The organism is Amycolatopsis melonis, from assembly GCF_040064235.1.
Lineage (GTDB): Bacteria > Actinomycetota > Actinomycetes > Mycobacteriales > Pseudonocardiaceae > Amycolatopsis > Amycolatopsis melonis.
Genome location: NZ_JBDZYD010000017.1, coordinates 95,396 through 121,790 on the forward strand (window position 1 = coordinate 95,396; position 26,395 = coordinate 121,790).

Here is a 26,395-nt window from a genome sequence, read left to right on the forward strand (position 1 = left end):
CCAGCCGGCCTTCGAACAGAGCACAATGGACAGCCTGCGCGACATGATCCGGGTCAACCGCAACCATCCGTCGATCATCAACTGGTCGATGGGCAACGAGGTCTTCTTCACGTCCTCGGCCACCCTGAACAAGGCCAAGGCGCTCGTGAGCGCCCTGCGCGACTACTCCCACCGGCTCGACCCCACCCGCAAGGCGGCCATGGGCGGTGTCCAGCGCGCCGCCCTGGACCAGCTCTCGGTCTGTGACGTCGCCGGGTACAACGGCGACGGCGGGAAGATCACCAACACGTGGATGCCGAACGTCGTCTCGGAATACGGGTCCTACACATCCGACCGGCCCGGCACCTACGACCCGACGTACGGCGACGTCAAGGATCCCGCCGACGGCACCAGGTTCCGGCTCACCACCAGCAGCGCGGGACTGGCGATCTGGGCCGGTTTCGACCACGGCACGATCTTCGGCGCGGGCTACGCCCGGATGGGCATGATCGACTACTACCGGCTGCCGAAGGACCAGTGGTACTGGTACCGCGCGAACAAGGCGCGGTGGTCGGGCACCACGGCCGTCGCCGACCCCACGCCCGTGCCCCGCGAGCAGCCGGCGAGCGGAACGGCGACCGGGATGACGCTGACGACCGGGAAGTACTCGTCGGCGACGATCACCGACGACGGCGCGACGGACACCCAGCTCGTGGTGACGATGCGCAACGCCTCGGCCGCGTGGGTCGACAACTCCCGCGCGGTCACGCTCACGGTGACCAGCGGCCCGGGCATCCTGCCCGGCGGCAAGTCGTACACGTTCACCCCGGGCGTGCAGGAGTTCGCCGGAAAGGCGGCCATCGAGTTCCGCTCGTACTACGCCGGAACGACGACCATCACGGCACGCTCGGCCGGCTTGCCCGACGCCACCATCACGATCACCACCACCGACACCGCGGGCGCGACCGCCGAGACCGAACCCGCCAACTTCGGCAACTCGGCTCTGTGGGGCTGAGAAACTACGACCCGCTCCGGTGTGAAACCCAGACATTCGGCTCGACATAGACGGCGTAATCCGAGGACACGAGAACCGGCGCCAAAGCTCCCGGAACCAGAACTGCCCCCACGCGATCGAAGGGCAACCCGGTCCACCGCCGCCAGTCGTCGAGCGGCGCCTGCACCGTCGCGGAACAGACCGCCACCCCCGAAACGACTCCCCCGGCCCGCACATGAGTGCGCAGCCACCGGTCGGCAGGCAACCCGTCCGCGCGCGTCGCGGCGGCGTAGTCCGCCATCGGCAGGTCCGGAACCGCGGCCTTGTCCGGCGGCCGGACGGGAATGACCACCGACCCGAGTCCGGCATCGAGCGCCGCCGAGCGCATGGCCGCCAGCACGGTCCGGGAATGACCACGTCCCTGATGCTCCGGATGCACGGCGATTTCCAACGCGCACGCGGTGTCCGGCACGACGTCGTCGAGCGCGTCCTCGGCGGCCCAGACCGCGACCTCGTCCCACCCGCGCGACGGCAGCTCCCCACGGGACCGGAACGGCACCATGATCCCGCGTGCCACCGGCTCGGAACCGTCGAGGAGCACCACCACCAGCCGCGGCCACCGGCGGGCCACCCGGCGCCCGCGGACCAGGAGGCTCGTCAGGCTGCCCTCCATGAACCGGGGTGAACCGGCCGGGTACGGGATGGCGTAGGCCGCCGAGGCCAGGCCGGGACGCTCGGCCAGCGTCACGATCTCCATCAGCCCGCTCCCCGGGACCACGACTCGAGCGCGATCAGCGTCTTCGTGCCCGTCACCTGGTGGTGCCGCCGGATCTCGTCGATCGTCTTCTGCAGGTGGGCCATGTCGCGGACCCGCAGCCACACCAGCGCGTCCGGGTCGCCCGCGATCGTGAACACCGCCTGGGCCTCCGGCATGCGGGTGGTCGTGCGGAGGATCTCGTCGACCTTCGTGTTGCCCACGAACCGCAGTTCGGTGAACGCCTCGATCCCCCAGCCCAGCTTCGCGTGGTCGACCTGGACCGTGAACCCCGTGATCACGCCCGTCTCGCGCAGCCGGTCGATGCGGCGCTTGACCGCCGCCGTCGACAGCGTCACCCGGTCCGCGATGTCGGACAGCGTGCGGCGGGCGTCCTCGCGCAGGAGGGCGAGGATCTCGTGATCGGTGGCGTCCAGCTCGGGCATCGCAAAAATCTACCGCACAGCGGCCCCTGAGGCACCGAATTTTGCGTCCGTGACCGCAGAACGGCCATGGCTGTTGCGCAGCTGTGGCCCAGGTCGCACCGTGCCCGGAAGCACACGAACGAAGGGAGCCGCGCCGTGGAGACGTTCACGCTCGAAGACCGCTACCTGCGGGAAGCCGGGACCGTGCACCTGACCGGGGTGCAGGCCCTCGTCCGGCTGCTGTTCGACCGCGTCCGCCACGACCGCGCCCACGGCGGCGACCCCGCCGTCTTCGTCTCCGGCTACGAGGGCTCGCCGCTGGCCGGGTACGACCTCGAACTCGGCAGGCGGTCGACGCTGCTGGAGAAGCACGACGTCGTGCACCGCCCCGGCCTCAACGAGGAGCTGGCCGCCACCTCGGTCATGGGCAGCCAGCTCGTCGCGGGTGCCGGCGGGCGGCGGGGCGTCACCGGCTTCTGGTACGGCAAGGCACCCGGCCTCGACCGGGCCACCGACGCCCTCCGGCACGCCAACCTGGCCGGGACCGACCCGCGCGGCGGTGCCGTCGCGCTCGTCGGCGACGATTCCAACGCCAAGTCCTCGACCGTCCCCTGCGCCTCCGAGCTCGCCCTCGCCGACCTGGCGATCCCGGTGCTCTTCCCTGCCGACTCCCAGGACGTCCTCGACCTCGGGATGCACGCGGTCGAGCTGTCCCGGGCCGCCGGGGTGTGGACGTCGCTGAAGATCGTCGCCAACGTCGCCGACGCCTCCGGCACCGCCACCGTGAGTCCACAGTGGACCGCCCCGGAGATCGCCGGCGCCTACCGGCACACGCCGACGTCCCGGCTGCTCGGCACCAGCCTCGCCGAGCTGGAACGCAGCCTCTTCACTGTCCGGCTCCCCCTCGTCCTCGACTACCTGCGCGCGAGCGGCGTCAACCGGATCACCACGCGCGGCACGGCCGACCGGATCGGCATCGTGTCCGCGGGGAAGTCGTATCCGGACCTCCGGCAGGCACTGCGCACCCTGGGCCTGGACGAGGAAACGCTGCGGCGGTACGGCATCCGCGTGCTCAAGCTCGGCGCGATCCACCCGGTCGAGCCCGCGATCGTCCGCGAGTTCGCCGAGGGCCTCGACGAGATCGTCGTCGTCGAGGAGAAACGCGCGTTCGTCGAAACCGCGCTCAAGGAGATCCTCTACGGCGTCGCGGGCGCGCCGCGGATCGCCGGCAAGAAGGACCATGACGGCCGGACGCTGTTCACCGAACTCGGCGAGCTGGACCCGGACGGCATCGCCGACGGGCTGGCGAAGGTCCTGCCGCCGAGCATCCCGCCGGTCGACGCCCACCGCGGGCGCCGCCGCCGCGAGCGCATCGCCGTCCCCCTGCTCGCGCGCACGCCGTACTTCTGCTCGGGCTGCCCGCACAACACGTCGACGAAGGTCCCGGAAGGCACGCTCGTCGGCGGCGGCATCGGCTGCCACACCATGGCCCTGTTCATGGAACCCGAGCAGGTCGGCACCGTCCTCGGCGTGACGCAGATGGGCGGCGAGGGCACCCAGTGGATCGGCATGGCGCCGTTCGTCGAAGCCGAGCACTTCGTGCAGAACATCGGCGACGGCACGTTCACCCACTCCGGCAGCCTCGCCGTGCGCGCGGCGGTCGCCGCCGGGGTGAACATCACCTACAAGCTGCTCTACAACTCCGCCGTCGCGATGACCGGCGGCCAGGACGCGGTCGGCGGGCTGCCGGTCGAGAAGGTCGCGCAGCTGCTGCTCGTCGAAGGCGCGAAGCGGGTCGTGATCACCAGCGACGCGCCCGCGCGGCTGCGACGCCGGAAGCTGCCGGACCGCGTCGAGGTCCGCGACCGCACCGAACTCCTGCGCACGCAGGAGGAGCTGGCCGCCGTCAAGGGCGTCACCGTGCTGATCCACGAGCAGGAGTGCGCGGCCGAGAAGCGCCGGAAACGCCGCCGGGGCAAGCAGGCCGCGCCCGCGACGCGCGTGGTGATCAACGAGCGTGTCTGCGAAGGCTGCGGCGACTGCGGCACCAAGTCGAACTGCCTTTCGGTGCAGCCGGTGGCGACCGAGTTCGGCCGCAAGACCGCGATCCACCAGTCGTCGTGCAACGTCGACTACTCCTGCCTCGCCGGGGACTGCCCGTCGTTCGTCACGGTCGTGCCGTCCGGGCGCAAGCGGCGCCGGAAGCTCGGCGAGCTGCCCGCGGACGCGGTCCCGGCGCCGGTGCCGGAATCGCGGGACTTCACCGTGCGGATCACCGGGATCGGCGGAACCGGCGTGGTGACCGTGACGCAGATCCTCGCCACCGCCGCGGTCCTCGACGGGCGGCACGTCCGCACCCTCGACCAGACCGGGCTCGCGCAGAAGGGCGGCGCGGTCGTCTCCGACCTCAAGGTGACCGCGGAGCCCGTGCTGCAGGCGCCGAAGCTGGCCGCCGGGGAATGCGACCTCTACCTGGCGTGCGACGCGCTCGTCGGCGCCGACGCGGCCAATCTGGGCGTCGCGGCAAAGGACCGCACGACCGCCGTCGTCTCCACGACCGAGGTCCCGACCGGCCGGATGGTCATCGACACGACGGTGTCCTTCCCGGATCCCGGCAGCGTGCTCGCGCCGCTGGAAGCCGCGGCTGCGCGCACGGTGTCGCTCGACGCGCGCGGCCTGGCCGAGGAACTGTTCGACGACGACCAGTTCGCCAACGTCCTGCAGCTCGGCGCCGCCTACCAGACCGGCGCGATCCCGCTGCCCGCGCCGGTGATCGAGCGCGCCATCGAGCTGAACGGCACGCAGGTCGCGGCGAACCTGCAGGCGTTCCGCCGCGGCCGCCAGCTGGTCGCCGACCCCGGCGCGCTCACGCCCCGCCCGCCGGTGCGACGCGCGGTCGTGCAACCGGCCGCCCGGGCGCTGGTTCACGCCGAGCCCGGTTCGGAGCTGGCGCGGCTGCTCGACATCCGTGTCCCGGACCTGGTCGCCTACCAGGACGAGGCCTATGCGCGCGCGTACGCCGAGTTCGTCGAGCAGGTGCGTGTCCTGGAGGACGGGCCGACGGAGATCACCGAGGCCGTCGCCAAGCACCTGTACAAGCTGATGGCGTACAAGGACGAGTACGAAGTCGCCCGGCTGTCGCTCGATCCGGAGTTCACCGCCGGGCTGGAGGCGGAGTTCGGCGCGGGCACGCGGTACGCCTACCGGCTGCACCCGCCGGTGCTGCGGGCGCTCGGCATGCGGCGCAAGATCAGCCTGGGCCCGTGGTTCCGCCCGGCGTTCCGGCTGCTGCACGCGCTGCGGCGGCTGCGCGGCACCCCGTTCGACCCGTTCGGCCGCGCCGAGGTCCGGCGGGTGGAACGCGAGCTGGTCGACGACTACCGCGGCACGATCATGCGGGCCTTCCACGCTGGCCTGGACCGGGCCCAGGTCCTGGCGCTGGCCGAGCTGCCCGACCTGATCCGCGGCTACGAGGACGTCAAGCTCGCGAACGTCGCCCGGTACCGGCAGCGGCAGGCCGAAGTCCTCACGCCCGCAGGTAACTGAGCATCGCGCGGGCTTCGTCGGGGACGCGCAGCTTCGCGCTGACGTCCCCGGCGTGCCGGCGCGCCGCGTCGGTGCCGATGCCGAGCAGCCGCCCGATCGTCGGCACCGAATGGCCCTCGGCCAGCAGCGCGACGACCTCGCGTTCGCGCGGTGTCAGCGTCGCCACGGGATCGCCGGGCCGGGGCCGGGCCAGCTGCACCGCCACGACGTCGCGGTCCAGGACGGTGCCGCCGGCCGCCACGCGCCGCAGGGCGTCGAGGAACTCGTCAGGCCTGCCGACGCGCTCCTTGAGCAGGTATCCCGCGCCGCCACCACCGGCGGCGAGGAGGTCGCCGACGTAGCCGTCCTCGACGAACGCCGAGAGCGCAAGGATCGCCAGCCCGGGCACCCGGCGGCGGGCTTCGAGGGCGGCGCGGAGGCCTTCGTCGGTGAAGGTCGGCGGCATGCGGACGTCGACGACCACCAAGTCCGGTCCCGCCGCGGCGACCGAAGCCACCAGGTCGCCGGGATGGTCGACGGCCGCGACGACGGCGAAGCCCTCACTGCGCAGGAGCAGCACCAAGCCCTCCCGCAGCAGGGCATCGTCCTCCGCGATCACGATGCGCACGACGGCTGCCTCCTCGCGTCCACGTCTCCCCTGTCAGGAGGCACGGACGGGAGCGCCGAAGCGTTCAGCTCTGGCCGGACCAGCCACTCAGCCGGGTGAGCAGCCGCTCGAGCACCTCGGGATCGGCAGCCACCGGCTCACCGGAGACAGGCTCGTCGACCAGCGTGCGCCGATCCTGACGACGCGGAAGACGCACCTGCCGCGCGGTCATCCCACCCGGCAGCTCGCACCAGGCCGAAGCGTTCAGCTCTGACCGGACCAGCCACTCAGCCGGGTGAGCAGACGCTCAAGCACCTCCGGATCGGCAGCCACCGGCTCACCGGAAACGGGCTCGTCAACCAGCGTCCGCCGATCCTGACGACGCGGAAGACGCACCTGCCGCGCGGTCATCCCACCCGGCAGCTCGCACCAGGCCGAAGCGTTCAGCTCTGACCGGACCAGCCACTCAGCCGGGTGAGCAGCCGCTCAAGCACCTCCGGATCGGCAGCCACCGGCTCACCGGAGACAGGCTCGTCGACCAGCGTGCGCCGATCCTGACGACGCGGAAGACGCACCTGCCGCGCGGTCATCCCACCCGGCAGCGGCAGCTCGCACCAGGTGGTGCGGCCCCCGCCGGGCGCGGGGTCCACGCCGACCCGCTCGCCGGGCCGGGCCTGCGGGGCGGGCAGCCCGGGCACGTCGTCGTCGACCTCGACCACGAGAACGTCGGCGCGCAGCCGCAGCCGCAGCGTGACGAACGGCGGCGCCTTCGGGTCGCCGGCGTCGATCACGGCCCCGACCAGCCGTTTCGCCGCCGCCGTCACCTCGTCCAGCATCGGCCGCAGTGACCAGTCGGTGAGGATCAGGCGGACGAACAGCTCGGTGACCGGCAGCGCGCTGGGCTGCGCGACGAGCCGGATGTCGTCCATCTGTGAGGTGTGCGCGCTCAACCCTGACCTTCCTCACCCAGGTGCGGCCTGTCCGCCGCGGCACGGTACACGCCGCGGCGGCCGTTGCTACCGTCGGGGCCATGGGAGAGCCCGCCGAGAACGAAGCCGCGCGCACCCAGCGGCTGCTGACCGCGCAGGCGAAGGCGGCCGAGCTGTTCGACGCGGTCGCCGACCGCGGCATCCTCGCCCCTGGCGTCCGGGAGACCGAGGCGAGCGACGCGATCCGCGACCTGGCCGGTGACCTGCTGGGCATCCGCCGGTACTGGCACAAGCGGATCGTCCGGGCGGGGGTGAACACGCTGCAGCCGTACCGCGAGAATCCGCCGGACCGCGTCCTGGCCGAGGACGACATCGTGTTCGCCGACTTCGGCCCGATCTTCGAGGACTGGGAAGCGGACTTCGGCCGGACGTTCGTGCTGGGCGACGACCCGGTCAAGCACCGGCTGCGCGACACGCTGCCGGTGGTGTTCGACGCCGGCCGCGCGTACTTCGCCGCGCGGCCGGACATCACGGGTGCCGAGCTGTACGCGCACATGGTGGAGCTGGCGCGCGAGGCGGGCTGGGAGTTCGGCGGATCGATCGCGGGCCACCTGGTCGGCCAGTTCCCGCACGAGCCGATCGACGGCGCCCGCATCGACTCCTACATCGCCCCGGGCAGCGACGGCCCGATGCGGCGGCCGGACCGCACCGGGCGGCCGTCGCACTGGATCCTCGAAGTCCACCTGGTGGACCGGGAACTGGGGATCGGCGGCTTCTTCGAGCAGCTGCTGGACATCGGCCCGGCCGCCGCCGGCTCCTGAGGTCGTGGGTCAGACCCGCGCCGGAACCCACAACTCGCCGATCGCCCGCTCCGCCATCGCCCGCGCGAACCCACACCCGCGACCGAATCCACCTCAGTGACCAACAGTCGGCACCGACTCCTGAGGCCCCGGCTCAGACCCGCGCCGGGACCCACAGCTCGTCGATCGCCCGCTCCGCCGCGGCCAGGCTCTCGTCGGCCAGCGGCACCAGTTCGGCCATCGCCGGGCGGACCCGCGCCAGCGTCAGCTCCGCGGTGATGAAGCGCGGCTCCAGCCCGGTCAGCGAGACCCCGTGCGGCAGCCACTGCTCGGCGTGGTCCCAGCCCTCGCGGGGCGTGCCCGGCCCGTAACCACCGCCGCGCGAGGCCAGCACGATGAACTCGCGGCCGCCGAGGAGGCCGGTGTACGTCTCGTGGTCGACCGACAGGCCCGGCGCGATGAGGTGGTCCACCCACGTCTTGACGCTGCTCGGCGGCCCGAAGTTGTACAGCGGCAGGCCCAGCAGCACCGTGTCGGCCGCCTTCACCTCGGCCACGACCTCCCGCGTCCGCGCCCAGGCCGCGGCCTGCTCGGGGGTGTGCTGCTCCGGCGGGATCGACGAGGCCAGCCCGCCCGCCGCGTCGAGGTGGGGCAGCGGGTGCGCGCCCAGGTCGCGGTAGGTGACGGTGCCGTCCGGGTGCGCGGCACGCCACGCCGCCGCGGCCCGCGCGCTGAGCCGGCGGCTCACCGAGGCGTCGCCCTGGATGCTCGAGTCGATGTGCAGCAGATGAGCCATCTGATTAGCCCCTCATAGATCGTTGGTGTAAGACAAACCATTGATAGCACATCGACCATAGGAGTGCCCATATACTGGGCGCATGACCTCGCTGCCGGTCGTCAACCAGCCGCCACACCGGTGCGGCGCGCTGGTCGACCACCTCGCCCGCCGCCTGCGGCTGCGCAGCGAGTCGGTGCTGGCCCCCCTCGGGCTGCGGCCGCGCCACCTCATCGCCCTGACCGTCCTGCGCGACCTGGGCGGCAGCTCACAGCAGCACCTGGCGAAGACGCTGGAGATGGACAGCACGAACGTCGTCACGCTGCTCAACGAGCTGGAGACGGAGAACCTCATCGAGCGGCGCCGCTCCCCCGCCGACCGCCGCCGCCACCTGGTCGAGCTGACCGACGTCGGCGCGAAGCTCCTTGCCCGCGCGGAATTCGCCCTCACAGCGGTCGAGGACGAAGTGTTCAGCGGGCTCAGCGCAGAGCAGCGCGAGACGCTGTACGCGCTCCTGCAGCAGGCGAGCAGCAAAACGGCCGGGGAGGCCTGCCGGGAAAGCGGCGGCTGCTGAGCCTCAGCCCGCGGTGATTTCGCGGACCAGCTGCCGCGCCTGCGCCTGCGTGAAGTTCCCGGTGAACTGCATGAGGCCGTCGGTGATGACGGCGTAGATCGTCACCGTGCTGATCACCTGGCTTTTCAGGACCACCGCGAACTTCTTGCCGATGTGGTGCCCGGTCCAGTCCGCCCATTTCTCGGCGCCGCTGTCGGTGAAGGCGACGTCGACGACGCCGTGTCCGGTCCGCCCGTCGAGAGCGGCTTCCACGCTGCCGACGTCGGCGCCACTGAGGAAACCCGGGCCGAGGAGGTACCGGTTGCCCTGCAGGCGTTCGCAGGTGACGAGCGGCAGCGCGGGATCGTCCTGACCGTCCAGCGCGTCCGGCCTGCCCGGCGGGCAGGCAAGCGCTCGCGCGGCGGCGTCCTGGGTGGCGGGATCCGTGCTCTGCCGCAGGCCCGGCGCGCCGACCGCCACCCCGGACGGCAGCTCGCCCAGCACCGGCCGGAACCGCAGCCGAGCCCCGTCCTTGACCTCCGCCCCGCTGCCGCATCCGGCAACGAGCACGAGCACCGCCACGACCGCGGCAAGGATCCGCACGAACGTCATTCTGCCGGGCCGCCGCCGGAGTCTTCCGGCGGGAACAGGCGCGGCAGGAAGGCCAGCATCAGCGCCGACCAGGTCACGTGCGTCAGCAGCGGTGCCTGCACCCCGCCGGACCGGCCACGCTGCGCGGCGAACAGCGTCCCCATCACCGCGGAAGCCAGCACCAGCGCGGGATTCCGGGTCGCCACCGTGGACAGCACGTACACCGCCGTGGACCCGCGGGCGCCGCACGCGTCGTAGAGCGGGCCGCGGAAGAACACCTCCTCCGCCGCGCCGGTGGCCAGCGTCGTCAGCGCCACCGACCGCGCCGGGCCGCGGTGGGCGTGGGCCAGCACTCCGGTGATCGCGCGGCGCAGCGGCGGGACGCGGCGGGCCACCAGCGCGCAGCCGTAGAACACGCCGAACGCGCCCGCCGCCACGGCCACCGGCTGGACGACGTGCGGACGGCCGCGCGGCACCGGCCCGGCCGCGCGCGCCCCGGCGAGCCAGGTGGCCGCCACCGAGGCCGTGAGCGTGCGGAAGCGGCGTGATCCCGGACGGCTGGCCAGTGACGCGCCGAGCAGCCCGGACCCGGCGGCCGTCACTGCCGCGAGGACCGCCTTCACGCCGTCCGCCTGCGCTCACCGAGTGCCTGCCGCACGGCTTCGTCGTAGCCCATCGGCTCGAACTCGACGATCCGGCGGATCGCGTCGTCGCGGACGACCACCTCGTTGGTCATCGAGCCGATCAGCGTCCGCCCGGTCGTGACGTCGATGTCGGTGACCAGCGCCAGCCAGTACGACGACAGGCGCGGCGACAGCAGCGGCACCGGCAGAATCAGCAGCGGCCTGCCCTCGATCGCCGCGACCCGCTCCAGCATGTCCCGGTAGGCCAGCACTTCCGGGCCGCCGATGTCGAACGTCCGCCCCTCGGCCTCCGGGTGGTCGAGGACGCCGACCAGGTAGCGGACGACGTCGGCGAGCGCGATCGGCTGGGTGCGCGTGCTGACCCAGCGCGGGGTGAGCATCGCCGGCAGGCGCTCCACCAGCTGACGCGTCAGCTCCCACGAGATGCCGCCGTGCCCGATCACGATCCCGGCACGCAGCACGGTGACCGGCACGCCGGTCTCCCCCAGCAGCCGCTCGACCTCGCGGCGGCTGGCCAGGTGGTCCGACAGCGTGTCGTCGTCATCGCCGAGCCCGCCGAGGTAGACGATCCGGCGCAGCCCCGCCCCGGCCGCGGCACGGGCGAACGCGCGGGCGGCATCGGCGTCACGGCGCTTGAAGTCCACCCGGTCGAGGGAATGCACGAGGTAGTAGGCGGCGTCGGCGCCTTTGAGGGCGTCCCGCAGGGAGCCGACGTCGGCGACGTCACCGCGGACGGCCGTCCCGGCGCCGCGGTACTTCGCCGGGTGGCGCGTCATCGCGAGGACGTCGTGCCCGGCCTCTTCCAGCGCCGGGCACAACCGGCTGCCGACGAACCCCGACGCCCCGGCCACCAGCACCCGCATGCCCGCGACGTTAGCCGGGACGGTTCCCCCCCGCAGCCCGCCCGCCCCCGGCGAAGCACACCGCCGCGACGACCCCGGCGCAGCCGGCCAGCTGGATCCAGCCGGGCGTCTCGCCGAGCAGGCCGATGCCCAGCAGCACCGCGCCGACCGGCTGCAGCAGCATCAGCGTCGCGCCGGTGGTGGCGGGCATCCGGGGCAGTGCCGCGGAGATGAGCAGCCAGCCCGCGAGCTGGCCGACGACGGCGAGGGCGAGCAGCCAGCCGAACACGGGCCAGCCGGGCGCCAGGTCGAGCGTGCCGGTCGGCAGGCCGAACACGACGGCGACCGCGCCGGCGGAGGCCGTCGCCAGCACCAGCGAGCGGGCCTGCGTGCCGGTGCCGCCGGACAGCCGGATCAGGAACAGGTAGCCGGCATACCCGGCGCCCGCGAGCAGGGCCGCGACGGCGCCGGTGACCGGGTCCGGGCCGAACGAGCCGGTGCCCGCGAACCCGCCCGCCAGCACGATGCCGCCGAGCAGCACGGGCGCGGCGGCCAGGAACCGCTTCGACGGCCGTTCGGCCAGGAACACCAGCGCCAGCAGCGGCACGATCACCACCTGCACGGCCAGCAGCACGGTGGCGATCCCGGCGCCGACCCGCGGGATCGCTTCGCCCCACAGCACGAAGTCGACGCCGAGACCGGCACCGGCCAGCAGCGGCAGCAGCACGCGGCGGCGCTGCCGCGGGCCCGCCTTCCGCCGTTCGCGGGCGGCGAGGACCAGCAGCACCGGCAGGGCCAGCAGGCAGCGCCAGAACGCGCTCGTGCTGCCGCTGGCGTGCGAGACCTTGATGAAGACCGACGACAGCGAGATGCAGAAACTGCCGAGCGCGGCGAGCAGGCGCGGGTCGACGCGCCGGGTCAGGGCGGGAGCGGGACGGGATGCGGTCGTGGTCACGGGCTCCAGCCTGCGACCCGTCACTGTCAAGAACAAGCGAATGTTTCTGCCTGAAATTCGGTAGCATCGCTACCGTGTTCGGACTGGAGCGGATGCGCGCGCTACACGCCGTTGCCCTGCACGGCTCGGTCGCCGCGGCGGCCGCGGCCCTGCACGTGACGCCGTCCGGCGTGTCGCAGCAGCTGGCGAAACTGGAGCGCGAAGCCGGCCAGCGGCTGCTGGAGCCCCGCGGCCGCGGCGTCCGGCTGACGAAGGCGGGCCAGGTGCTGGCCGGGCACGCCGAACGCATCCTGGCCCAGGTCGCCGCGGCGAAGGCGGACCTGGAGCTGCTGCGGGAGGACGTCATCGGGCCGCTGCGGATCGGCGCGATCCCGACGACGGTCCACGCGCTGCTGCCGCCCGCGCTCGCCACCCTCGCCGCGCAGCACCCGCGGCTGGCGGTGACGCTGCACGAGGGCGAGGCCGAGCAGACTCTGCCCCGGGTGGTGGCCGGCGACCTCGACGTCGCGGTGGTGGAGAGCTGGACCGACCGCCCGACCCCGATCCCGCCGTCGGCGACGGGCATCGAGCTGTTCGCCGACGTCGCGGACCTGGCCCTGCCGTCCGGCCACCGGCTGGCCCACCGCAAGACGGTCGATCTGTCCGAAGTGGACGACCTGCCGTGGATCGGCTGGACCGCGGGGTCCGGCTGCCACGAGTGGCTGGTCCAGGTGCTGCGCAAGCAGCGGCTGGAGCCCCGGATCAGCTGCACGGTCGGCGGCTACCCGACCCAGCTGGCCCTGGTGGCGGGCAACGTCGGCGCGGCACTGGTACCCCGCCTGGCCCGCGAACGGTTGCCCGAGGGCGTCCGCATCCTGACCACGCGCCCGGCACTGACGCGCACGATCTTCGCGATCTGCCGCTCCGGCGAGGAGGACCACGGCGCGGTGCGCGCCTGCCTGGACGCGCTCCGCACGGCGTCCGCACGCTTCGAGCACACCGCGCGGCGAGCGGGCTAGCGGCCCAGCCGCGCCACCATCTCGGTCACCAGCGGTCCCGGATTCCGGTGGTGCACCAGGAAAATCTCCCGCACCGGCCGCGCGTCCGCGGCGTCGCAAACCTCGACCCGGGACGGCCGCACGCGCCCGAGCACGCTCTCCGGCACGAACGCGACCCCGAGCCCGGCCTCCACCAGCGCCACCACCACCTGGTAGTCCCGCGTCTCGTAGGCAACCCGCAGGCGCACCCCGGCAGCGTCGGCGAGCTGCTCCAGGCAGACGCGGTTGGGCACGCCGGGACCGCCGGAAATCCAGTCCTCTTCGGACAGATCGCGCAGGGACGGCGTGCCCGCTCCGGCATGCCCCGGCGGAAGGATCAGCCGGAGGCGTTCCGAGCGCAGCAGCGACCGCGTCAGCCCGCGCGGCTCGGGCAGCGGCACACCCGGGTAGCGGTGGGTGATCAGCAGGTCCAGCTCCCGCGCGCTGACCAGGCCGTAGCCGTCCGGCGGTTCCAGGTCCAGCAGCCGCAGCGCGACGGCCGGGTGGTCGCGGCGGAATTCGGCGAGCGCGGCCGGGACGAGCGTCGTGCCCGCGCTCGCGAACGCGCCGACGGTCAGCTGCGCCGGTTCCGCGCCGCGCAGGGCGCGGACCGTCCGCTCGGCCGTGCGCAGCTCCCCCGCGATCGCTTCCGCGTGCGTGAGCAGCGCCTGCCCGGCGGCGGTCAGGGTGACCCCGCGCGGGTGGCGCTGCACGACCGGCGTCCCGACCTCCCGTTCGAGCTTCGCCAGCTGCTGCGAGACGGCGGACGGCGTGAAGGCGAGCCGCTGGGCGGCGCCGGCGATCGACCCCGCGTGGGCGACCTCGGCGAGCAGGGCCAGCCGGTGGGCGTCGAGCACGAGAGCCTCCAGCCATAAGCGTTGCTGATGTCAGCATAGGAGACGTCGCTGGTGCTTATGGCCGGGCTCGCGCATGCTGAGACCATGATCAGCATTGCGGATGTCGAACGGGCGGCCACGCGGATCCGGGGCCGGGTCCGCCGGACGCCGGTGTTCGCCGCGGACGACGGCGTGTGGTTCAAGCTGGAGCAGCTGCAGCACACCGGGTCGTTCAAGGCACGCGGCGCCTTCAACCGGATCATCGCCGCGGGCGACGCGGCGGCGGCCGGGGTGGTGGCCGCTTCGGGCGGCAACGCCGGACTCGCCGTCGCCTACGCCGCCCGGGAGTCGGGCATCGCCGCGCGCGTGTACGTCCCGGCGACCGCGCCCGCGGTGAAGGTCGCGAAGCTGCGGACGCTGGGCGCCTCGGTCGAGCTGGTCGGCGAGAAGTACGCGGACGCCTACGAAGCGGCCGCGAAGCACGCGGCCGACTCCGGCGCGCTCTTCTGCCACGCCTACGACCAGCCGGAAGTCTGCGCCGGTCAGGGCACGGTCGGGCTGGAACTGCTGGCACAGGCCGAACCGGACACCATTCTCGTCGCCGTCGGCGGGGGCGGGCTGCTGGCCGGCATCGCCGCCGCGGTCGAGGGCCGCGCGCGGGTGGTCGGGGTCGAGCCGCACACGGCGCCGACCCTGCACGCGGCACTGGCCGCGGGCGAGCCCGTCCCCGTCGAGGTGTCCGGCGTCGCCGCCGACGCACTCGGCGCGTCCCGGATCGGCGACATCGCGTTCGCGGTGGCCACCCGCACGGGCGCGGGTTCGGTGCTGGTCGACGACGCGCAGATCGAGCAGGCCCGTGCGGTGCTGTGGGATCGGTACCGCCTCGCCGTCGAACCCGGTGGTGCGACGGCGTTCGCGGCGCTGCTCGGCGGCGCTTACCGGCCGGCGGCGGGCGAACGCGTCGCCGTCGTGCTCTGCGGCGCCAACACCGACCCCGCGACGCTCACTTCCCCGACAGCCGCTCCACCAGCGGCGCGAACGCCTCGAGGAAGGCTCCGTTGACGCTGAAGTAGGAAACGCCGAGTTCGTCGCGGCGCCGTTCGAGTTCTTCGGCCATGGCGTCGGTGCTGCCGCGGATGATGCCCAGCGAATCGTGCTCGATCAGCGTTTCGGCGTCGGTGCCGAGGAAACCGCGGATCCACGGCGGGACCTCGTCGCCGACGACCCAGATGTTCATCGCCAGCTCGACGTCGCGGTCACCGGCCGCCGCGCGGATCTCCTCGACGTGGCCCGCCACGTCCTTGCGGGTGACCAGCACGCCGCCGGCGAGCGTGACGATGTCGGCCTTCGCCCCGGCGAGGCGGCGCACCTTCGGCCCGCCCGCGGCGATCATCACCGGCGTGTGGCCGTCGCCGTCGAGCCGTCGGACGTGGTCGACCGTCTCGGCGATCGCGTCGAGCCGTTCCTGCGCCGAGCCGTAGGGCAGCCCGAGTTCTCCGGCCTGTTCCCGCATTTCCGGCCGCCCGGTGCCGAGCCCGAGCTCGAACCGGCCGTCGGTGACGACGGTCAGGCTGTGCGCTTCCCAGGCCGCGGCCCGCGCGGTGCGCAGCGGGCTGGCCAGGACGAACGAGCCGATCCGCAGCTCGGTCGTCGCCGCGGCGGCCGCCGCCAGTGCCGCGGTCGGGCTCGGCATGTTCAGGTTGTCCGGGCACAGCAGGGTGGAATAGCCGAGTTCCTCGGCACGCCGGGCGGTTTCCCGCCACTTCGCGCCGCCTTCCGTCGCGCCCGCGACCACGCCGAACCGGAACGCCTTCTGCGGCATCGAAGCACCCCCAAGTCGTTGGTCCTTCGATCAAACCACCGGTGCGCCCGGCCGTGCCACCACGGCCGGGCGCGCGCCGGGTCAGCTGCGCTGGTACTCCTCCCAGGTGTCCTTCGTGTCCGCGGGGCCGTCGTCGGCGCCGCGGCCGGCGAGGCCGTTCATGCCCAGGTAGTAGTCGCCGGTCTGGTGCTGGGCACCCGAGGACAGGTCCGGGTCGGAGATCGCCATGGCGTGGATGTGGTAGGCGAAGCCCTGCGCCGGCGTGCGCAGCCAGGCCGCGAAGCCGACCTTGCGCAGGGCCTTCAGCAGGTTCGTCCGGCTCGTCGACGACAGGTTGGACACGGAGATGTCCATGGCGCCGCCGCCGTCGTGGGTGCCGGCCGAGGCGTCGACGCCACCCGGGTTGTACGAGCCCTGGGTCAGGCTGACCGACGAGCCGAAGATGCCTTCGGCGGCGACCAGCATCGCCTTGGTGCGGGTGTTGAGCGTGACGCCGTGGTAGGTCACCTGGCTGCCCGCGGAAACCGGGTTGGTGACCGTGTAGCGGCCCTCACCCAGCTTCTCCAGCGACGTCTTGCCCGGCAGGCCGGACGCGTCGATCCCGGTGTAGCCCAGCGACTTCTGGTACTGCGAGTAGGCGTCGATGGTGGTGGTGCCGAAGTAGCCGTCGACGTACTGGCTCGACAGCAGGCCCTTCGCCTGCAGTGCCTGCTCGACGAGCAGGACGCTGTCGTGCGCGCCCGGTGTCTGCGTGTCGTCGGCGCGGCGCGGGTCGATCTGGGCCGCCTTGAGCACGGCCTCCATGTTCGCCGTGGGCAGCGCCGTCGTGGCCGCGGTCTCGGCCTGGGCCGGTGCGGCCACGGCGAACGCCGCCACTGCCGCAGAACAGAGCGCCGTGAGGACGGCGGCCTTCGTGAACATCGGATGGTCCTCCAGTGATCGGAATCGGTACGCCGAGGAGGATCACGCGACCGGATACAAGGGACATACAAACCGCATTCACCCTCACATGGCCGCTGTGACGACACGTAACCAGCGCCACACTCGTGTGGGTTTCCACTGGTCCAGACGTGGTTCAGGACGTCACGCAGAGTTCGTTTCGCCGCGGGACTGGACGTTCCCGTGTTGCTTTCGTAACCTGTTCGAGATCTCGCGACCCCCGGTCGTCGAGTGGACGACGTCGCGAGATCGCCGCCGGCACCCCCCTGCCGGGTACCGGACCCCACCGTGCGCCCTCCCCTGGTGCGGTGGAGCGCGGGCGAGACCCCCGGCTCGCCCCGTCCGGTGCCCTTCCGGCGGCCGATCAGCAGCAAAGGAGACCCGCGCGAGAATGCGTTCGCATCCCGTCAAGCGCGTGGTGTCAGGTGCCCTCGCCGCGGCCTCGGTGATCGCCGTCGTCACCGTGGCGCAGCCGTCGGCCACCGCCGCCCCGATCCCCGTGCTCCAGGCCCCGCCCACCGGCTCCGACGCCCTTGCCAAGTACCGCGACCTCGCGGCACAGGCCGAAAAGCTCAACGAAGACCTGCTCCGCGCACAGGACGACCTGGCCGCCAAGCAGGGCCAGCTCGACAAGGCCAACGCCGACGTCGCCGCCGCGAAGGACGCCGGCACCAAGGCGGCCGAAGCCAAGCGGACCTACCAGTCCCAGGTGGACAAGTTCGCCGGCGCGTCGTTCACCAGCGGCGTCCAGATGAACAAGCTGTCGGCCCTGCTGACCGGAACGTCCACTCAGGACTTCCTGGACCGCTCGGCGGCGCTGGAACTCATCGCGACGGACAAGAACGCCGCGATGGACAACCTCACCGGCGCGGCGGAAAAGGCCGCGGCGGCCGAGAAGTCGGCTGCCGACGCGGCGAAGCGGGCACAGGACGCCCGCGACGCGGCGGCCAAGCTGGCGGCGGACATCGAGGGCAAGAAGAAGAGCCTCCAGGCCCAGATCGACCAGATCGAGGCGCAGAGCCGCAACCTCAGCAGCGCCGACCGCGCCGCCCAGCGCGACACGGGCGGCGCGGCCCCGAACGTGAAGGCACCCACCGCGGCGGCGCAGACGGCGGTCAACGCGGCACTGAGCAAGCTCGGCAGCGCGTACGTCTGGGGCGCCACCGGGCCGACCACGTTCGACTGCTCGGGCCTGATGCAGTGGGCGTACAAGCAGGCGGGCATCAACCTGCCCCGCACGTCCTCGGCCCAGGCCGGGTTCGGCACCCCGGTGTCGCGGAGCCAGCTGCAGCCCGGCGACCTCGTCGCGTACTACTCCCCGGTGTCCCACATCGGGATGTACATCGGCGACGGAAAGATGGTGCACGCCCCGACGAGCGGCGACGTCGTCAAGATCTCCCCCCTGCTCAGCCAGTACGCGGGCGCAACGCGGCCCACGGCCTGAGTTCCCCCTGCGGATGCCCCGTCCCGGACGTGTAGAACGTCCGCGACGGGGCATCTTGCCGTCATGGCCGAGAATCCCGGACCGGCGACGGTCGAAGCCGTCGGCAAGGTCACCGAAGCCCTCGAGACGATCGAGCGCGCCCGCGGGCACCTCTATGCGTTCCACCAGCTGACCGGAAGCGCCGACCTGGCCCTCGGCGAAGCCGCGGAGCTGCTGGCAAAGGCCGGCCACGCGGACTGGGCCCAGCGAATCTCCGAGGAACTGATCGGGCGCAATGTGTTACCCGATCGGTGGACATTCCAGGTGGTCGAGGAGTACGACGACGGCTACTACAAGGACCACCGCAGCTTGGAGCGCGAGGTCCTGCAGGCCCTCACCGGAGGCCGCCGCCACCTGCACGAACAGCAAATGAAGGACGACCGCCGCACCCACGGCCGGCCGGACCACGAGGCGGGCGGCCCCAGCACCCCGCCGTCGGGCGCCTGAGCGGAAATTGTCGGACCCGCGCGCTACAGTCGAGCCAAGACGAACAGACGTTCGATTGGAGGAGTCATGGTGGATCAGGTGGAACCGAACCCGGAGAAGGACCCGAGCGACTGGACGACGGGTGACGAGCCGATGACCGGCCCGCAGAAGTCGTACCTGCAGACGCTGGCGCAGGAGGCAGGCGAGGAGGTGCCGGACAACCTGACGAAGGCGGAAGCGTCCGAGAGGATCGACGCACTGCAGAAGGCAACGGGCCGCGGCAGCTGACCGCGGCGGGGCGGCTCACCGCGGCAGGGTGGCCGGGATCCGCGGCCGGGCAACCCACCGCGCCGGGCCACCTCACCGAGATCGGGCAACGCCCCCGCGGTCCGGGAACCCGGTATCTGCGGCCGAGCTGCCTCACTGCGCCAGGGGCCGCCGTACCGCGGCCGGGCAACCTCACCGCGATCCAGAAGCCCGGGATCCGCGGCCGAGCCGCCCCGCAGCGTCGAGCCGCCTCACCGCGGCCGGGAGGCCGGGTCTGCGGCAAGACTGCCCTCCGCGGCCCGGCTCCCTCACCGCGCCGAGCCACCCCACCGCGGCCGAGCCGCCTCAGCGTGGCCGGGAAGCCGGGATCCGCCAGAGGACCGCGGCTGCCTGTTCCCCGCGCCGCGCCCGGGCCCGGACGGCGAGCAGCCACGCGATGCCGACCAGCGACACCACAGCGAGCCCACCCCACGAAAGGAGCGTGAACACGTCGGCCTGCAGTGCCGTCGGCTGCGGCTGGTAGCCCTGTTCCAGCTGGATGTACTGCCACTGCGTGCCGGTGAGCAGCAGCGTCAGCACGAGGGCGATCCCATGCATCGAGTCCCACAGCGCGTGGAGCAGGGAGACTCCGAGGTAGCTGAGCAGCAGGCGGAGCGTCAGGGCGAAGTGGCGATGGTCGCTCGCGGAGAACAGCACGCCACCGAGGATGGCGGTCCAGAGGCCGTGTCCGACGGGGGCGAGCACTCCGCGCAGGAGTTCGGTCTGGACGAGGTCCATGAGCGAGAGCCCGCGTTCGGTGAACAGCGCGGTGAAGGCGTACCCAGCCGACTCGAAGGCGGCGAACCCGAACCCGACGGCGGCCCCGAGCACCAGCCCGTCGGCAGCGAACTTGACCCGCAGATGCCGGGTGAGCACGGCCAGCACGGCGAGCTTGACGGCCTCTTCGATGAGCCCGACCCCGGCGAACAGCCAGGCGGACGGATGCAGGAGGTACGACTCGAGCAGCGAGGCAGCCAGCACACCGAGCACCCCACCGGCGACAAAGGTGCTGAACAGCAGCTCGGCGGTGACCTCCCCGCTCCGCCGCCGCCCGAAGGCCCACGCGACAAACGTGACGGGCACGAGAAAGCTGCCGAGCAGCACCACGGTCGGCACCAGGTTCGGGTTACCGGTGACGAAGGTGACGACCACGGCGAGAACCCAGAGGAGGGCACCGGCCAGGAACATGCGAAGCCAGACCCGCCGGGGCCGGACACCGCCGGCAGGCTGCAGGGAGCGAAACGCCATGGAGGTACTGTGCCCCGCCCGGGCCGAACCCGCACCCGGTGAGAGCGGCAGGTTCAGCACACGCCTGGGCCGAACGCCGTCGAATCCGGATAGCGCTAGTGCCTCCGTCCCGGGCAGCGCCCAGGACGCGGCGCCGCTGCACGAGGTGTCCCCACACAACGCCATCACCAAATCGCGGCTCACCGGAAGCCGCATCATCCGGCCCCGGCCGCTCCCCTGGCGCGGGTCCCTGTGCCGGACACCACGGCGTGCCACCCGCCGGCACGGGTATCCCCATGTCAGATGCCCTACTCCCCGAAGGAGGACATCCCGTGTACCTGACCGTCCTGCTCGTGGCCCTGGCGGGCCTGCTCGTGCTCGGTGCGAGCGCCGTCCACGAGCTGCCGAAGCCGTATCCCCTCACGGCGAAGCGCACTCTCGTCGTCGCGTGGCTGGTCGCCGCCGGCGGGGTGGCCTGGTGGGGCCTTGCCCCCGGGGCCGGTGCGCTCGTCGTCACCGTTGTTGGGCTGGGCTTTCTCGTCGCCACGCTGAACCGTGGACCGGAACGGCCGTCCTATCCGCGCGCGACTCCCTATCAGCCGCCGCGGTGACTCAGGCTGCTGCCGGCAGCGCCGCGCCCGTCACTCGGAAGAGGAACTCGGCGTTCGATCCGGTCTTGCGAAGCTGGTCCAGCAGCTGCTCGATCGCGTGCGGTCCGTGCAGCGCGCGGCGGACGTCGCGCATGGCCGCCAGTTCACCCGGGGTGACCAGCAGTTCGTCGCGCCGAGTACTGGACGCCGCCAGGTCGACCGCCGGGAAGATGCGTCGCTCGGCCGTCTTGCGGTCGAGCTTGAGTTCCGCGTTGCCGGTGCTCTTCAGTTCCTCGAAGAACACCGTGTCGGCCAGCGATCCGGTTTCCACCAGTGCGGACGCGACGATCGTGAGCGACCCGCCGCCCTCGACGTTGCGGGCCGCGCCCAGGATGCGCTTCATCGGCTGCAACGTTGCGGCGTCGACGCCGCCGGACAGGATGCGGCCGGACGGGCGCGCCGCAAGGTTGTACGCGCGACCGAGGCGGGTGAGGGAGTCGAGCAGCAGCACGACGTCTTCGCCGCGCTCCACCAGGCGTTTTGCACGCTCGACGGCGAGTTCCGCCACCGCCACGTGTTCTGCGGGCGGACGGTCGAAAGTGGACGCGATCACTTCGCCCCGGACGGTGCGGCGCAGCTCGGTGACCTCCTCCGGGCGTTCGTCGGCGAGCAGCACCATCAGCTTGCAGTCGGGGTGGTTGACCGCGACGCCGTGGGCGATTTCGCGCAGTACCGTGGTTTTCCCCGCTTTCGGCGGTGACACGATCAAGGCGCGCTGGCCCTTGCCGAGCGGGGTGACGAGATCGATGACCCGCGGCAGCAGCCGCGACGGTGTGGTTTCGAGCAGCAGCCGCCGGTCCGGGTGCACCGGGACGAGGTCGGCGAACGACGGACGCGGCCCGCCCGGGTCGGCGCCGTTGACGCTGGTGATTTCCTCGGCGGTGCCGGTGATTTCGTCGCCGGGACGCAGTTTGTGCTTGCGGACGAGGGAAAGCGGCAGGACGGTGTCGCCGGGTGCCGGCCGGTAGCCGGTGCGGACGAACGGCGTCTTGCCCGAGAGATCGAGAATTCCGTGAAAAGACATGGGTGTCTCCTGAGAAGGGGGCAGGCCCATGGGCAGAGCCGGGCCCGCGAACGAGGAAAGAGGCCGAGTGGCCTGGATCCGGGAGCTTCCTCCGGGCGGCCAGGGGCCGACATCCGCGAGGAGCACTTTCACTGTAGCGAGACTTTCGGCAAAGCACAACGAGTAAGACCCCGTCGCGGCGGGTAGCTCACTTGAGAAGCCCGCCGAAACGGGGGACGCGGCTGAGCGATGGGAGCGGATTGTGTACCGACATACCCGTGAATCCGGCGTCGGCACGGGCGAAAGCCCCGACGCCGACCAAACCGGGACCACGGCCCCGGAGCGCTTCACCCCCGGCGCCGTGGTCGCCTCGACGTTCGAAGAACTGGCGCCGGCACTGCCCAACGAGATGGCCGACCTGCGCCGCAAGCTGATCCACTGGCTGAGCGAGCTGCCACTGGACCCGGGCAGCACGCACGACATAACGCTGGCGACGTACGAAGCACTGGCAAACGTGGCAGCCCACGCCTACCCGGACGGCCACGGCTGGGCCCGCCTCCAGGCAGCCCGAACCGCCGACGCGATCACGGTAACGGTAACCGACACGGGCTGCGGCATCCCCCAGCCCCGCCCGCGAAGGGCAGGCCTACGCACCCCCGGCGGCCGCGGCCTGCTGCTGATCGACCAGGTGACGGACCAGTCCAACATAGACACGGGCACCCACGGAACAACGGTCCGGATGACCTGGCGCCCGGCAGCACTCCGGGACGCCCGTCCGGCCTGAACCGCAGTGCTCCGGGACGCCCGTCCGGCCTGAACCGCAGTGCTCCGGGACGCCCGTCCAGCCTGAGCCGGAGTGCTCCGGCACGCCCGCCCGGCCTGAACCGGAGCGCTCCGCCACGCCAGCCGCACTCGCCGGGGTCCCGCTGCCGAAAGCGCACCGGAAACCCAGCACCGCGGCGGCCCGGCGGGCTTCACGGCACGAGGCGCGCTCGCGGAGCAATGGCCGGAAGATCGCGCGAACCGTGCCGCCATGGGCGCGTGCTCACACCGGCCAACCAGCTACACCCTCAACAAAACCTTCCCCAAAAGCCCCTCACCCCCAGTTCCCCAACCAAACCCCTCAGGCCGCACTCGCCAGCCGGACCAGCCGGGTTCGCGGGTACGACACCAGTTCTCGTTCCTCGTCCGTGGTGAAGATCTCGACGGAGTCCTCCAGCAACTCCGCCGAATTCACCTGCAGCTGCCACGCGGGCAGGCCCGGCGCAGGCTCGTGCCAGAACCACTGGCCCTTGGTCAGCTGGTCCGCCGGGACCGTCGCGTCTTCCGTGTTCATGCGATGAGGCTATCCGCCACCACCGACAGTTTTCGCACGACCTCGGCACCGTGACGGCTGTGACTCCCGACACCTCGGCCCCAGTAAGCTCCCGCCTGTGGAGCACACCGTCGTCGACTCCCCGGTCGGGCCGCTCACCCTGGTCAGGGACGGCGCCGCGCTGGTCGGGCTCTACTTCGACCGGCACCTGCGGACACCTCGGCTCACCGACCTCGGGCCGCGCACCGATCGGGGCTTCGAAGACGCCGAACAGCAGCTGCGCGAGTACTTCGCGGGGACGCGGCGGGCGTTCGATCTCGAACTCGCGCCGCGGGGCTCCGCCTTCGAGAAGCGCGTCTGGGCGCTGCTGGAAACCATCCCGTACGGCGAAACGCGCACCTACGGCCAGCTCGCCGCCGCGCTGGGGGATCCAGGGGCCGCTCAGGCCGTCGGGAATGCCAACGGCTGGAACCCGATCAGCATCGTCGTGCCCTGTCACCGGGTGGTCGGCACGAGCGGGAGCCTCACCGGGTACGCCGGCGGCCTCGACCGCAAGCGGTTCCTCCTGCGCCTGGAAGAACCGCCCGCGGCCGAGGACGGCCGCTTGTTCTGACGCCTACCCCACCGCGCACGTCACGGTCGGCGCCGTCAGGTTGCCGCCGTGCTCGACGGTGAAACCGATGACGTTGCCGCTGCCGTTCGGGCGGGCCGTCAGCACGTATCCGGTGCTGTCCCACGTTCCCGTGTAGTTCCAGCTGCCGATCACCTTCTGCGGCGCGTGGAACGTCACCGTCAGGACCCAGTTGTTCGTGCCCGACACCGTGATCTGGCCGTTGAAGCCGACGTTCCACTCCGCCGTCTTCGCATACACCGCCGTGCAGTCGCCCGGCGAAGGCGTGGTGGTGGTGGGAGTGGTCGAGCCGTCCGGCGGCGCGCCGTTGTTCAGCGCGTCGAGGACCGCCGTGTACGCCGCCTTCTTCTGGCCGTTGCCGTCGAACAGCAGCGGGGTGCCCGACGACCGCCACGAATCCGTGTCGCGGATGCCCCACACCGTGATCCCGGCGCACCGCGCCACCGCGAGGCAGGCCTCGGTCACCGTGCGGAAGTTGCTCGCCTGCGTGGTGCCCGATCCTTCGATGTCCAGCTCGGTGATCTGCACGTCCACGCCGAGGTCGGCGAAGTTCTGCAGGGTCGTCCGGTAGTTCGGCGGCACCGGGCTGTTGGCATTGAAGTGGGACTGGAAGCCGACGCAGTCGATCGGCACGCCGCGGGACCTGAAGTCCTGCACCATGCGGTACACGGCCTGCGTCTTGGCCTGGGTCCAGTCGTCGGTGTTGTAGTCGTTGTAGCAGAGCTTCGCGTCCGGGTCGGCCGCCCGCGCGGCGCGGAACGCCGCCTCGATCCAGTCGTTGCCGGTGCGCTGGAGGTTGGAGTCGCGCCGGGCGCCGGACCCGCCGTCGGCGAACGCCTCGTTCACCACGTCCCACGCGTAGATCTTGCCGCGGTAGTGCGTGACAACCTGGGTGATGTGGTTCAGGATCGCCTGCCGCAGCGTCGTCCCCTCCATGCTCTGCATCCAGCCGGGCTGCTGCCCGTGCCAGGCCAGCGTGTGCCCGCGCAGCCGCGCACCCTGGCTCGCCGCCTGGGCGGCGATCCGGTCGCCGCCGGTGTAGCTGAACTGGTTCTGGTTCGGCTCGGTCGCGTCGATCTTCATCTCGTTCTCCGGCGTGATCATGGAGAACTCCCGGGTCAGGATGCCCGTGTAGACACTGTCCGACAGCTTGCTCGCCGAGACCGCCGTGCCGAAGTACCGCCCAGTCCGGTTCGCCGCGCTGCCCAGGGTGGTCCCGGCGGGCGGAGCAGACGACGTCGTCGTGGTGGTGGTGCTCGACCCGCTGCTGTTCAGGCCGAGGAACGCGATCGCGTACGGCACCATCCCGTTCTGCGGCAACGCATGCCCGGCGCCCTGGACGCTGATGCCCTCGACCGGCGCCTGCACCCCGGTGCCGCCGTACCGGGTGCGCGTCCAGCCGGACTGCGGCGAGTCACTCGACGACGGCGTCTGGCTCAGCCCGTGCAGGTTGGTCCACTGCTTGATCTCCTCCCCGAAGTTCGGGTAGCGCAGCGTGTCGTCGGCGGTGCCGTGCCACAGCTGCATCCGCGGGTACGGGCCGCTGCGGCCGCCGCTCATCTGCCGGGCCTGGTCGCCCCACTGCTGCGCGGTCTTGGTGAGCTGGCCGTTGGCGCACTGGCTGTTCCAGCTCGACCCGTCGGTGGTGGCGAAGCAGCCGGCCGGCACGCCCATGAACGCCGACCCGGCGGCGAAGACGTCCGGATACTCCGCGGCGAGCACGTTCGTCATCATCGCGCCCGAGGAGAACCCGGTGACGAACACGCGGGCCGGGTCGACGTTGTAGCGCTGCTTGGCGTAGTTGACCATCGAGAGGATGCCGACCGGGTCACTGCCGCCGCCGCGGGTGAGCGCCTGCGGCGAGGAAACGTCGAAGCACTGGCCGCTGCGAGTGGCTTCCGGGAACACGATGACGTACCCGTACTGGTCGGCGGCGGTGACGTAGTCGTGCGCGTAGCCGTTGAAGATCGCCGACGCCGAGCCGGTGCAGTAATGGATGGCCACCAGCAGCGCGGGGCGCGCGGCGAGCCGGTCCGGGACGTAGGTGTACATGTTGAGGTTGCTGGGGTTGCTGCCGAAGTCGGTGACGCGGGTCAGCGTGGCCGCCGACGCCGGCTGCGCCGTCACGACCAGCACGATCGTGGCCGCGATCGACAGCACGGCGGCGGACAGCGCCGTGAGGATTCTGCGCACTCGGGAAATCCTTTCCGGGGGAGGGAGAGGAGCTGCGACGATGGTTCGTCCCCGCCTCCGGCCGGTCAACGATTATCGAAAGGTTTCGACGGCTTTCGACAGGGTGGGTGTGCCACGGCCACCCTTGCCGGCGCGATCCGGGTTAGCCTCGAATCATGGCTCAGGAAAACCAGCG

28 protein-coding genes and 2 pseudogenes are annotated in these 26,395 nt (G+C 72.0%); 12 read left to right on the plus strand and 18 right to left on the minus strand.

Annotated elements, in window-relative coordinates; genetic code table 11:
- The first annotated feature begins 43 nt into the window (after positions 1-43).
- Positions 44-994, plus strand: coding sequence for a glycoside hydrolase family 2 TIM barrel-domain containing protein (locus ABJI51_RS37975; RefSeq protein ID WP_348955988.1), 951 nt, complete (start codon positions 44-46; stop codon positions 992-994).
- Between the two features lie 4 nt (positions 995-998).
- Here ABJI51_RS37975 and ABJI51_RS37980 read toward each other — a convergent pair whose 3' ends face one another.
- Positions 999-1,730, minus strand: a complete 732-nt coding sequence (locus ABJI51_RS37980) for an N-acetyltransferase (protein ID WP_348955989.1) — start codon at positions 1,728-1,730, stop codon at positions 999-1,001.
- Entirely contained in the window at positions 1,730-2,173 is a 444-nt protein-coding gene (locus tag ABJI51_RS37985) for an Lrp/AsnC family transcriptional regulator (RefSeq protein WP_348955990.1), read from the minus strand. Before ABJI51_RS37985 ends, ABJI51_RS37980 begins: the two co-directional genes overlap by 1 nt.
- A gap of 135 nt (positions 2,174-2,308) precedes the next feature.
- Between ABJI51_RS37985 and ABJI51_RS37990 the strand changes: the two genes are divergently transcribed.
- Positions 2,309-5,698, plus strand: a complete 3,390-nt coding sequence (locus ABJI51_RS37990) for an indolepyruvate ferredoxin oxidoreductase family protein (RefSeq protein ID WP_348955991.1) — start codon at positions 2,309-2,311, stop codon at positions 5,696-5,698.
- Here the strand turns inward: ABJI51_RS37990 and ABJI51_RS37995 are convergent.
- The 4 genes and pseudogenes from ABJI51_RS37995 to ABJI51_RS38010 form a co-directional block, all read right to left on the minus strand.
- Positions 5,679-6,305 carry a response regulator gene (locus tag ABJI51_RS37995; protein WP_348955992.1) on the minus strand — a complete coding sequence of 209 codons (627 nt, stop codon included), beginning with the start codon at positions 6,303-6,305 and terminating at the stop codon, positions 5,679-5,681. The genes ABJI51_RS37990 and ABJI51_RS37995 overlap by 20 nt on opposite strands.
- A gap of 64 nt (positions 6,306-6,369) precedes the next feature.
- Positions 6,370-6,543: pseudogene (locus ABJI51_RS38000) on the minus strand (ATP-binding protein); the annotation flags it as partial.
- Positions 6,544-6,548: 5 nt separating this feature from the next.
- Positions 6,549-6,722 (minus strand): annotated as a pseudogene (locus ABJI51_RS38005) (ATP-binding protein); the annotation flags it as partial.
- Positions 6,723-6,727: 5 nt separating this feature from the next.
- The gene (locus tag ABJI51_RS38010; protein WP_348955993.1) at positions 6,728-7,234 is read right to left on the minus strand and encodes an ATP-binding protein; all 507 of its coding nucleotides are present in this window, start codon (positions 7,232-7,234) and stop codon (positions 6,728-6,730) included.
- A gap of 80 nt (positions 7,235-7,314) precedes the next feature.
- Here ABJI51_RS38010 and ABJI51_RS38015 point away from each other — a divergent pair, with 80 nt between their 5' ends.
- Positions 7,315-8,034, plus strand: coding sequence for a M24 family metallopeptidase (locus tag ABJI51_RS38015; RefSeq protein WP_348955994.1), 720 nt, complete (start codon positions 7,315-7,317; stop codon positions 8,032-8,034).
- A 133-nt stretch (positions 8,035-8,167) separates the two neighbouring features.
- Here the strand turns inward: ABJI51_RS38015 and ABJI51_RS38020 are convergent, their stop codons facing one another.
- The gene (locus tag ABJI51_RS38020) at positions 8,168-8,809 is read right to left on the minus strand and encodes an FMN-dependent NADH-azoreductase (protein ID WP_348955995.1); all 642 of its coding nucleotides are present in this window, start codon (positions 8,807-8,809) and stop codon (positions 8,168-8,170) included.
- Between the two features lie 82 nt (positions 8,810-8,891).
- Here ABJI51_RS38020 and ABJI51_RS38025 point away from each other — a divergent pair, with 82 nt between their 5' ends.
- Positions 8,892-9,362, plus strand: coding sequence for a MarR family winged helix-turn-helix transcriptional regulator (locus ABJI51_RS38025; RefSeq protein ID WP_348955996.1), 471 nt, complete (start codon positions 8,892-8,894; stop codon positions 9,360-9,362).
- 3 nt (positions 9,363-9,365) lie between these two features.
- On the opposite strand, the gene ABJI51_RS38030 is transcribed toward ABJI51_RS38025, so the two are convergent.
- From ABJI51_RS38030 to ABJI51_RS38045, 4 genes are read right to left on the minus strand one after another with little or no spacing between them, the layout of a single operon-like run.
- Complete coding sequence (locus tag ABJI51_RS38030) at positions 9,366-9,953, minus strand: SecDF P1 head subdomain-containing protein (RefSeq protein WP_431605702.1); 588 nt, start codon at positions 9,951-9,953, stop codon at positions 9,366-9,368.
- Entirely contained in the window at positions 9,950-10,555 is a 606-nt protein-coding gene (locus ABJI51_RS38035) for a CPBP family glutamic-type intramembrane protease (protein ID WP_348955998.1), read from the minus strand. Before ABJI51_RS38035 ends, ABJI51_RS38030 begins: the two co-directional genes overlap by 4 nt.
- Positions 10,552-11,439 (minus strand): NAD(P)H-binding protein, encoded by an 888-nt coding sequence (locus ABJI51_RS38040; RefSeq protein ID WP_348955999.1) that lies wholly within the window; start codon positions 11,437-11,439, stop codon positions 10,552-10,554. Before ABJI51_RS38040 ends, ABJI51_RS38035 begins: the two co-directional genes overlap by 4 nt.
- A 10-nt stretch (positions 11,440-11,449) precedes the next feature.
- The gene (locus tag ABJI51_RS38045) at positions 11,450-12,373 is read right to left on the minus strand and encodes a DMT family transporter (protein ID WP_348956000.1); all 924 of its coding nucleotides are present in this window, start codon (positions 12,371-12,373) and stop codon (positions 11,450-11,452) included.
- A 74-nt stretch (positions 12,374-12,447) separates the two neighbouring features.
- Here ABJI51_RS38045 and ABJI51_RS38050 point away from each other — a divergent pair, with 74 nt between their 5' ends.
- The gene (locus ABJI51_RS38050; protein WP_348956001.1) at positions 12,448-13,371 is read left to right on the plus strand and encodes a LysR family transcriptional regulator; all 924 of its coding nucleotides are present in this window, start codon (positions 12,448-12,450) and stop codon (positions 13,369-13,371) included.
- On the opposite strand, the gene ABJI51_RS38055 is transcribed toward ABJI51_RS38050, so the two are convergent.
- Positions 13,368-14,246: a LysR family transcriptional regulator gene (locus ABJI51_RS38055; RefSeq protein WP_348956002.1), complete on the minus strand. Its 879-nt coding sequence runs from the start codon at positions 14,244-14,246 to the stop codon at positions 13,368-13,370. The two genes, ABJI51_RS38050 and ABJI51_RS38055, sit on opposite strands and share 4 nt — an antisense overlap.
- 84 nt (positions 14,247-14,330) lie before the next feature.
- Between ABJI51_RS38055 and ABJI51_RS38060 the strand changes: the two genes are divergently transcribed.
- Positions 14,331-15,287 carry a threonine/serine dehydratase gene (locus ABJI51_RS38060; protein ID WP_348956003.1) on the plus strand — a complete coding sequence of 319 codons (957 nt, stop codon included), beginning with the start codon at positions 14,331-14,333 and terminating at the stop codon, positions 15,285-15,287.
- Here ABJI51_RS38060 and ABJI51_RS38065 read toward each other — a convergent pair.
- Positions 15,229-16,047 carry an LLM class flavin-dependent oxidoreductase gene (locus ABJI51_RS38065; RefSeq protein ID WP_348956004.1) on the minus strand — a complete coding sequence of 273 codons (819 nt, stop codon included), beginning with the start codon at positions 16,045-16,047 and terminating at the stop codon, positions 15,229-15,231. The genes ABJI51_RS38060 and ABJI51_RS38065 overlap by 59 nt on opposite strands.
- Positions 16,048-16,128: 81 nt before the next feature.
- Complete coding sequence (locus tag ABJI51_RS38070; protein ID WP_348956005.1) at positions 16,129-16,968, minus strand: peptidoglycan-binding domain-containing protein; 840 nt, start codon at positions 16,966-16,968, stop codon at positions 16,129-16,131.
- A 409-nt stretch (positions 16,969-17,377) separates the two neighbouring features.
- Here ABJI51_RS38070 and ABJI51_RS38075 point away from each other — a divergent pair, with 409 nt between their 5' ends.
- The 3 genes from ABJI51_RS38075 (at position 17,378) to ABJI51_RS38085 (ending at position 19,183) form a co-directional block, all read left to right on the plus strand.
- Entirely contained in the window at positions 17,378-18,430 is a 1,053-nt protein-coding gene (locus tag ABJI51_RS38075) for a C40 family peptidase (protein WP_348956006.1), read from the plus strand.
- 63 nt (positions 18,431-18,493) lie between these two features.
- Positions 18,494-18,916: a hypothetical protein gene (locus ABJI51_RS38080; RefSeq protein WP_348956007.1), complete on the plus strand. Its 423-nt coding sequence runs from the start codon at positions 18,494-18,496 to the stop codon at positions 18,914-18,916.
- Positions 18,917-18,982: 66 nt separating this feature from the next.
- Positions 18,983-19,183: a DUF3072 domain-containing protein gene (locus ABJI51_RS38085; RefSeq protein WP_348956008.1), complete on the plus strand. Its 201-nt coding sequence runs from the start codon at positions 18,983-18,985 to the stop codon at positions 19,181-19,183.
- A 324-nt stretch (positions 19,184-19,507) separates the two neighbouring features.
- Here ABJI51_RS38085 and ABJI51_RS38090 read toward each other — a convergent pair whose 3' ends face one another.
- Complete coding sequence (locus tag ABJI51_RS38090) at positions 19,508-20,449, minus strand: PrsW family intramembrane metalloprotease (RefSeq protein WP_348956009.1); 942 nt, start codon at positions 20,447-20,449, stop codon at positions 19,508-19,510.
- Between the two features lie 311 nt (positions 20,450-20,760).
- On the opposite strand from ABJI51_RS38090, the gene ABJI51_RS38095 reads away from it, so the two are divergent.
- Positions 20,761-21,039 carry a hypothetical protein gene (locus ABJI51_RS38095; protein WP_348956010.1) on the plus strand — a complete coding sequence of 93 codons (279 nt, stop codon included), beginning with the start codon at positions 20,761-20,763 and terminating at the stop codon, positions 21,037-21,039.
- 1 nt (position 21,040) lies between these two features.
- Here the strand turns inward: ABJI51_RS38095 and rho are convergent, their stop codons facing one another.
- Positions 21,041-22,102: a transcription termination factor Rho gene (gene rho, locus ABJI51_RS38100; RefSeq protein ID WP_348956011.1), complete on the minus strand. Its 1,062-nt coding sequence runs from the start codon at positions 22,100-22,102 to the stop codon at positions 21,041-21,043.
- Between the two features lie 241 nt (positions 22,103-22,343).
- Between rho and ABJI51_RS38105 the strand changes: the two genes are divergently transcribed.
- Positions 22,344-22,865 carry an ATP-binding protein gene (locus ABJI51_RS38105; RefSeq protein WP_348956012.1) on the plus strand — a complete coding sequence of 174 codons (522 nt, stop codon included), beginning with the start codon at positions 22,344-22,346 and terminating at the stop codon, positions 22,863-22,865.
- Between the two features lie 339 nt (positions 22,866-23,204).
- Here ABJI51_RS38105 and ABJI51_RS38110 read toward each other — a convergent pair whose 3' ends face one another.
- A complete protein-coding gene (locus ABJI51_RS38110) occupies positions 23,205-23,417 on the minus strand; it encodes a hypothetical protein (RefSeq protein WP_348956013.1) in 213 nt (70 codons plus the stop codon).
- 97 nt (positions 23,418-23,514) lie between these two features.
- On the opposite strand from ABJI51_RS38110, the gene ABJI51_RS38115 reads away from it, so the two are divergent.
- A complete protein-coding gene (locus ABJI51_RS38115) occupies positions 23,515-24,009 on the plus strand; it encodes a methylated-DNA--[protein]-cysteine S-methyltransferase (protein WP_348956014.1) in 495 nt (164 codons plus the stop codon).
- Positions 24,010-24,012: 3 nt separating this feature from the next.
- On the opposite strand, the gene ABJI51_RS38120 is transcribed toward ABJI51_RS38115, so the two are convergent.
- Positions 24,013-26,220, minus strand: coding sequence for an extracellular catalytic domain type 1 short-chain-length polyhydroxyalkanoate depolymerase (locus ABJI51_RS38120; RefSeq protein ID WP_348956015.1), 2,208 nt, complete (start codon positions 26,218-26,220; stop codon positions 24,013-24,015).
- Positions 26,221-26,395: the final 175 nt, after the last annotated feature.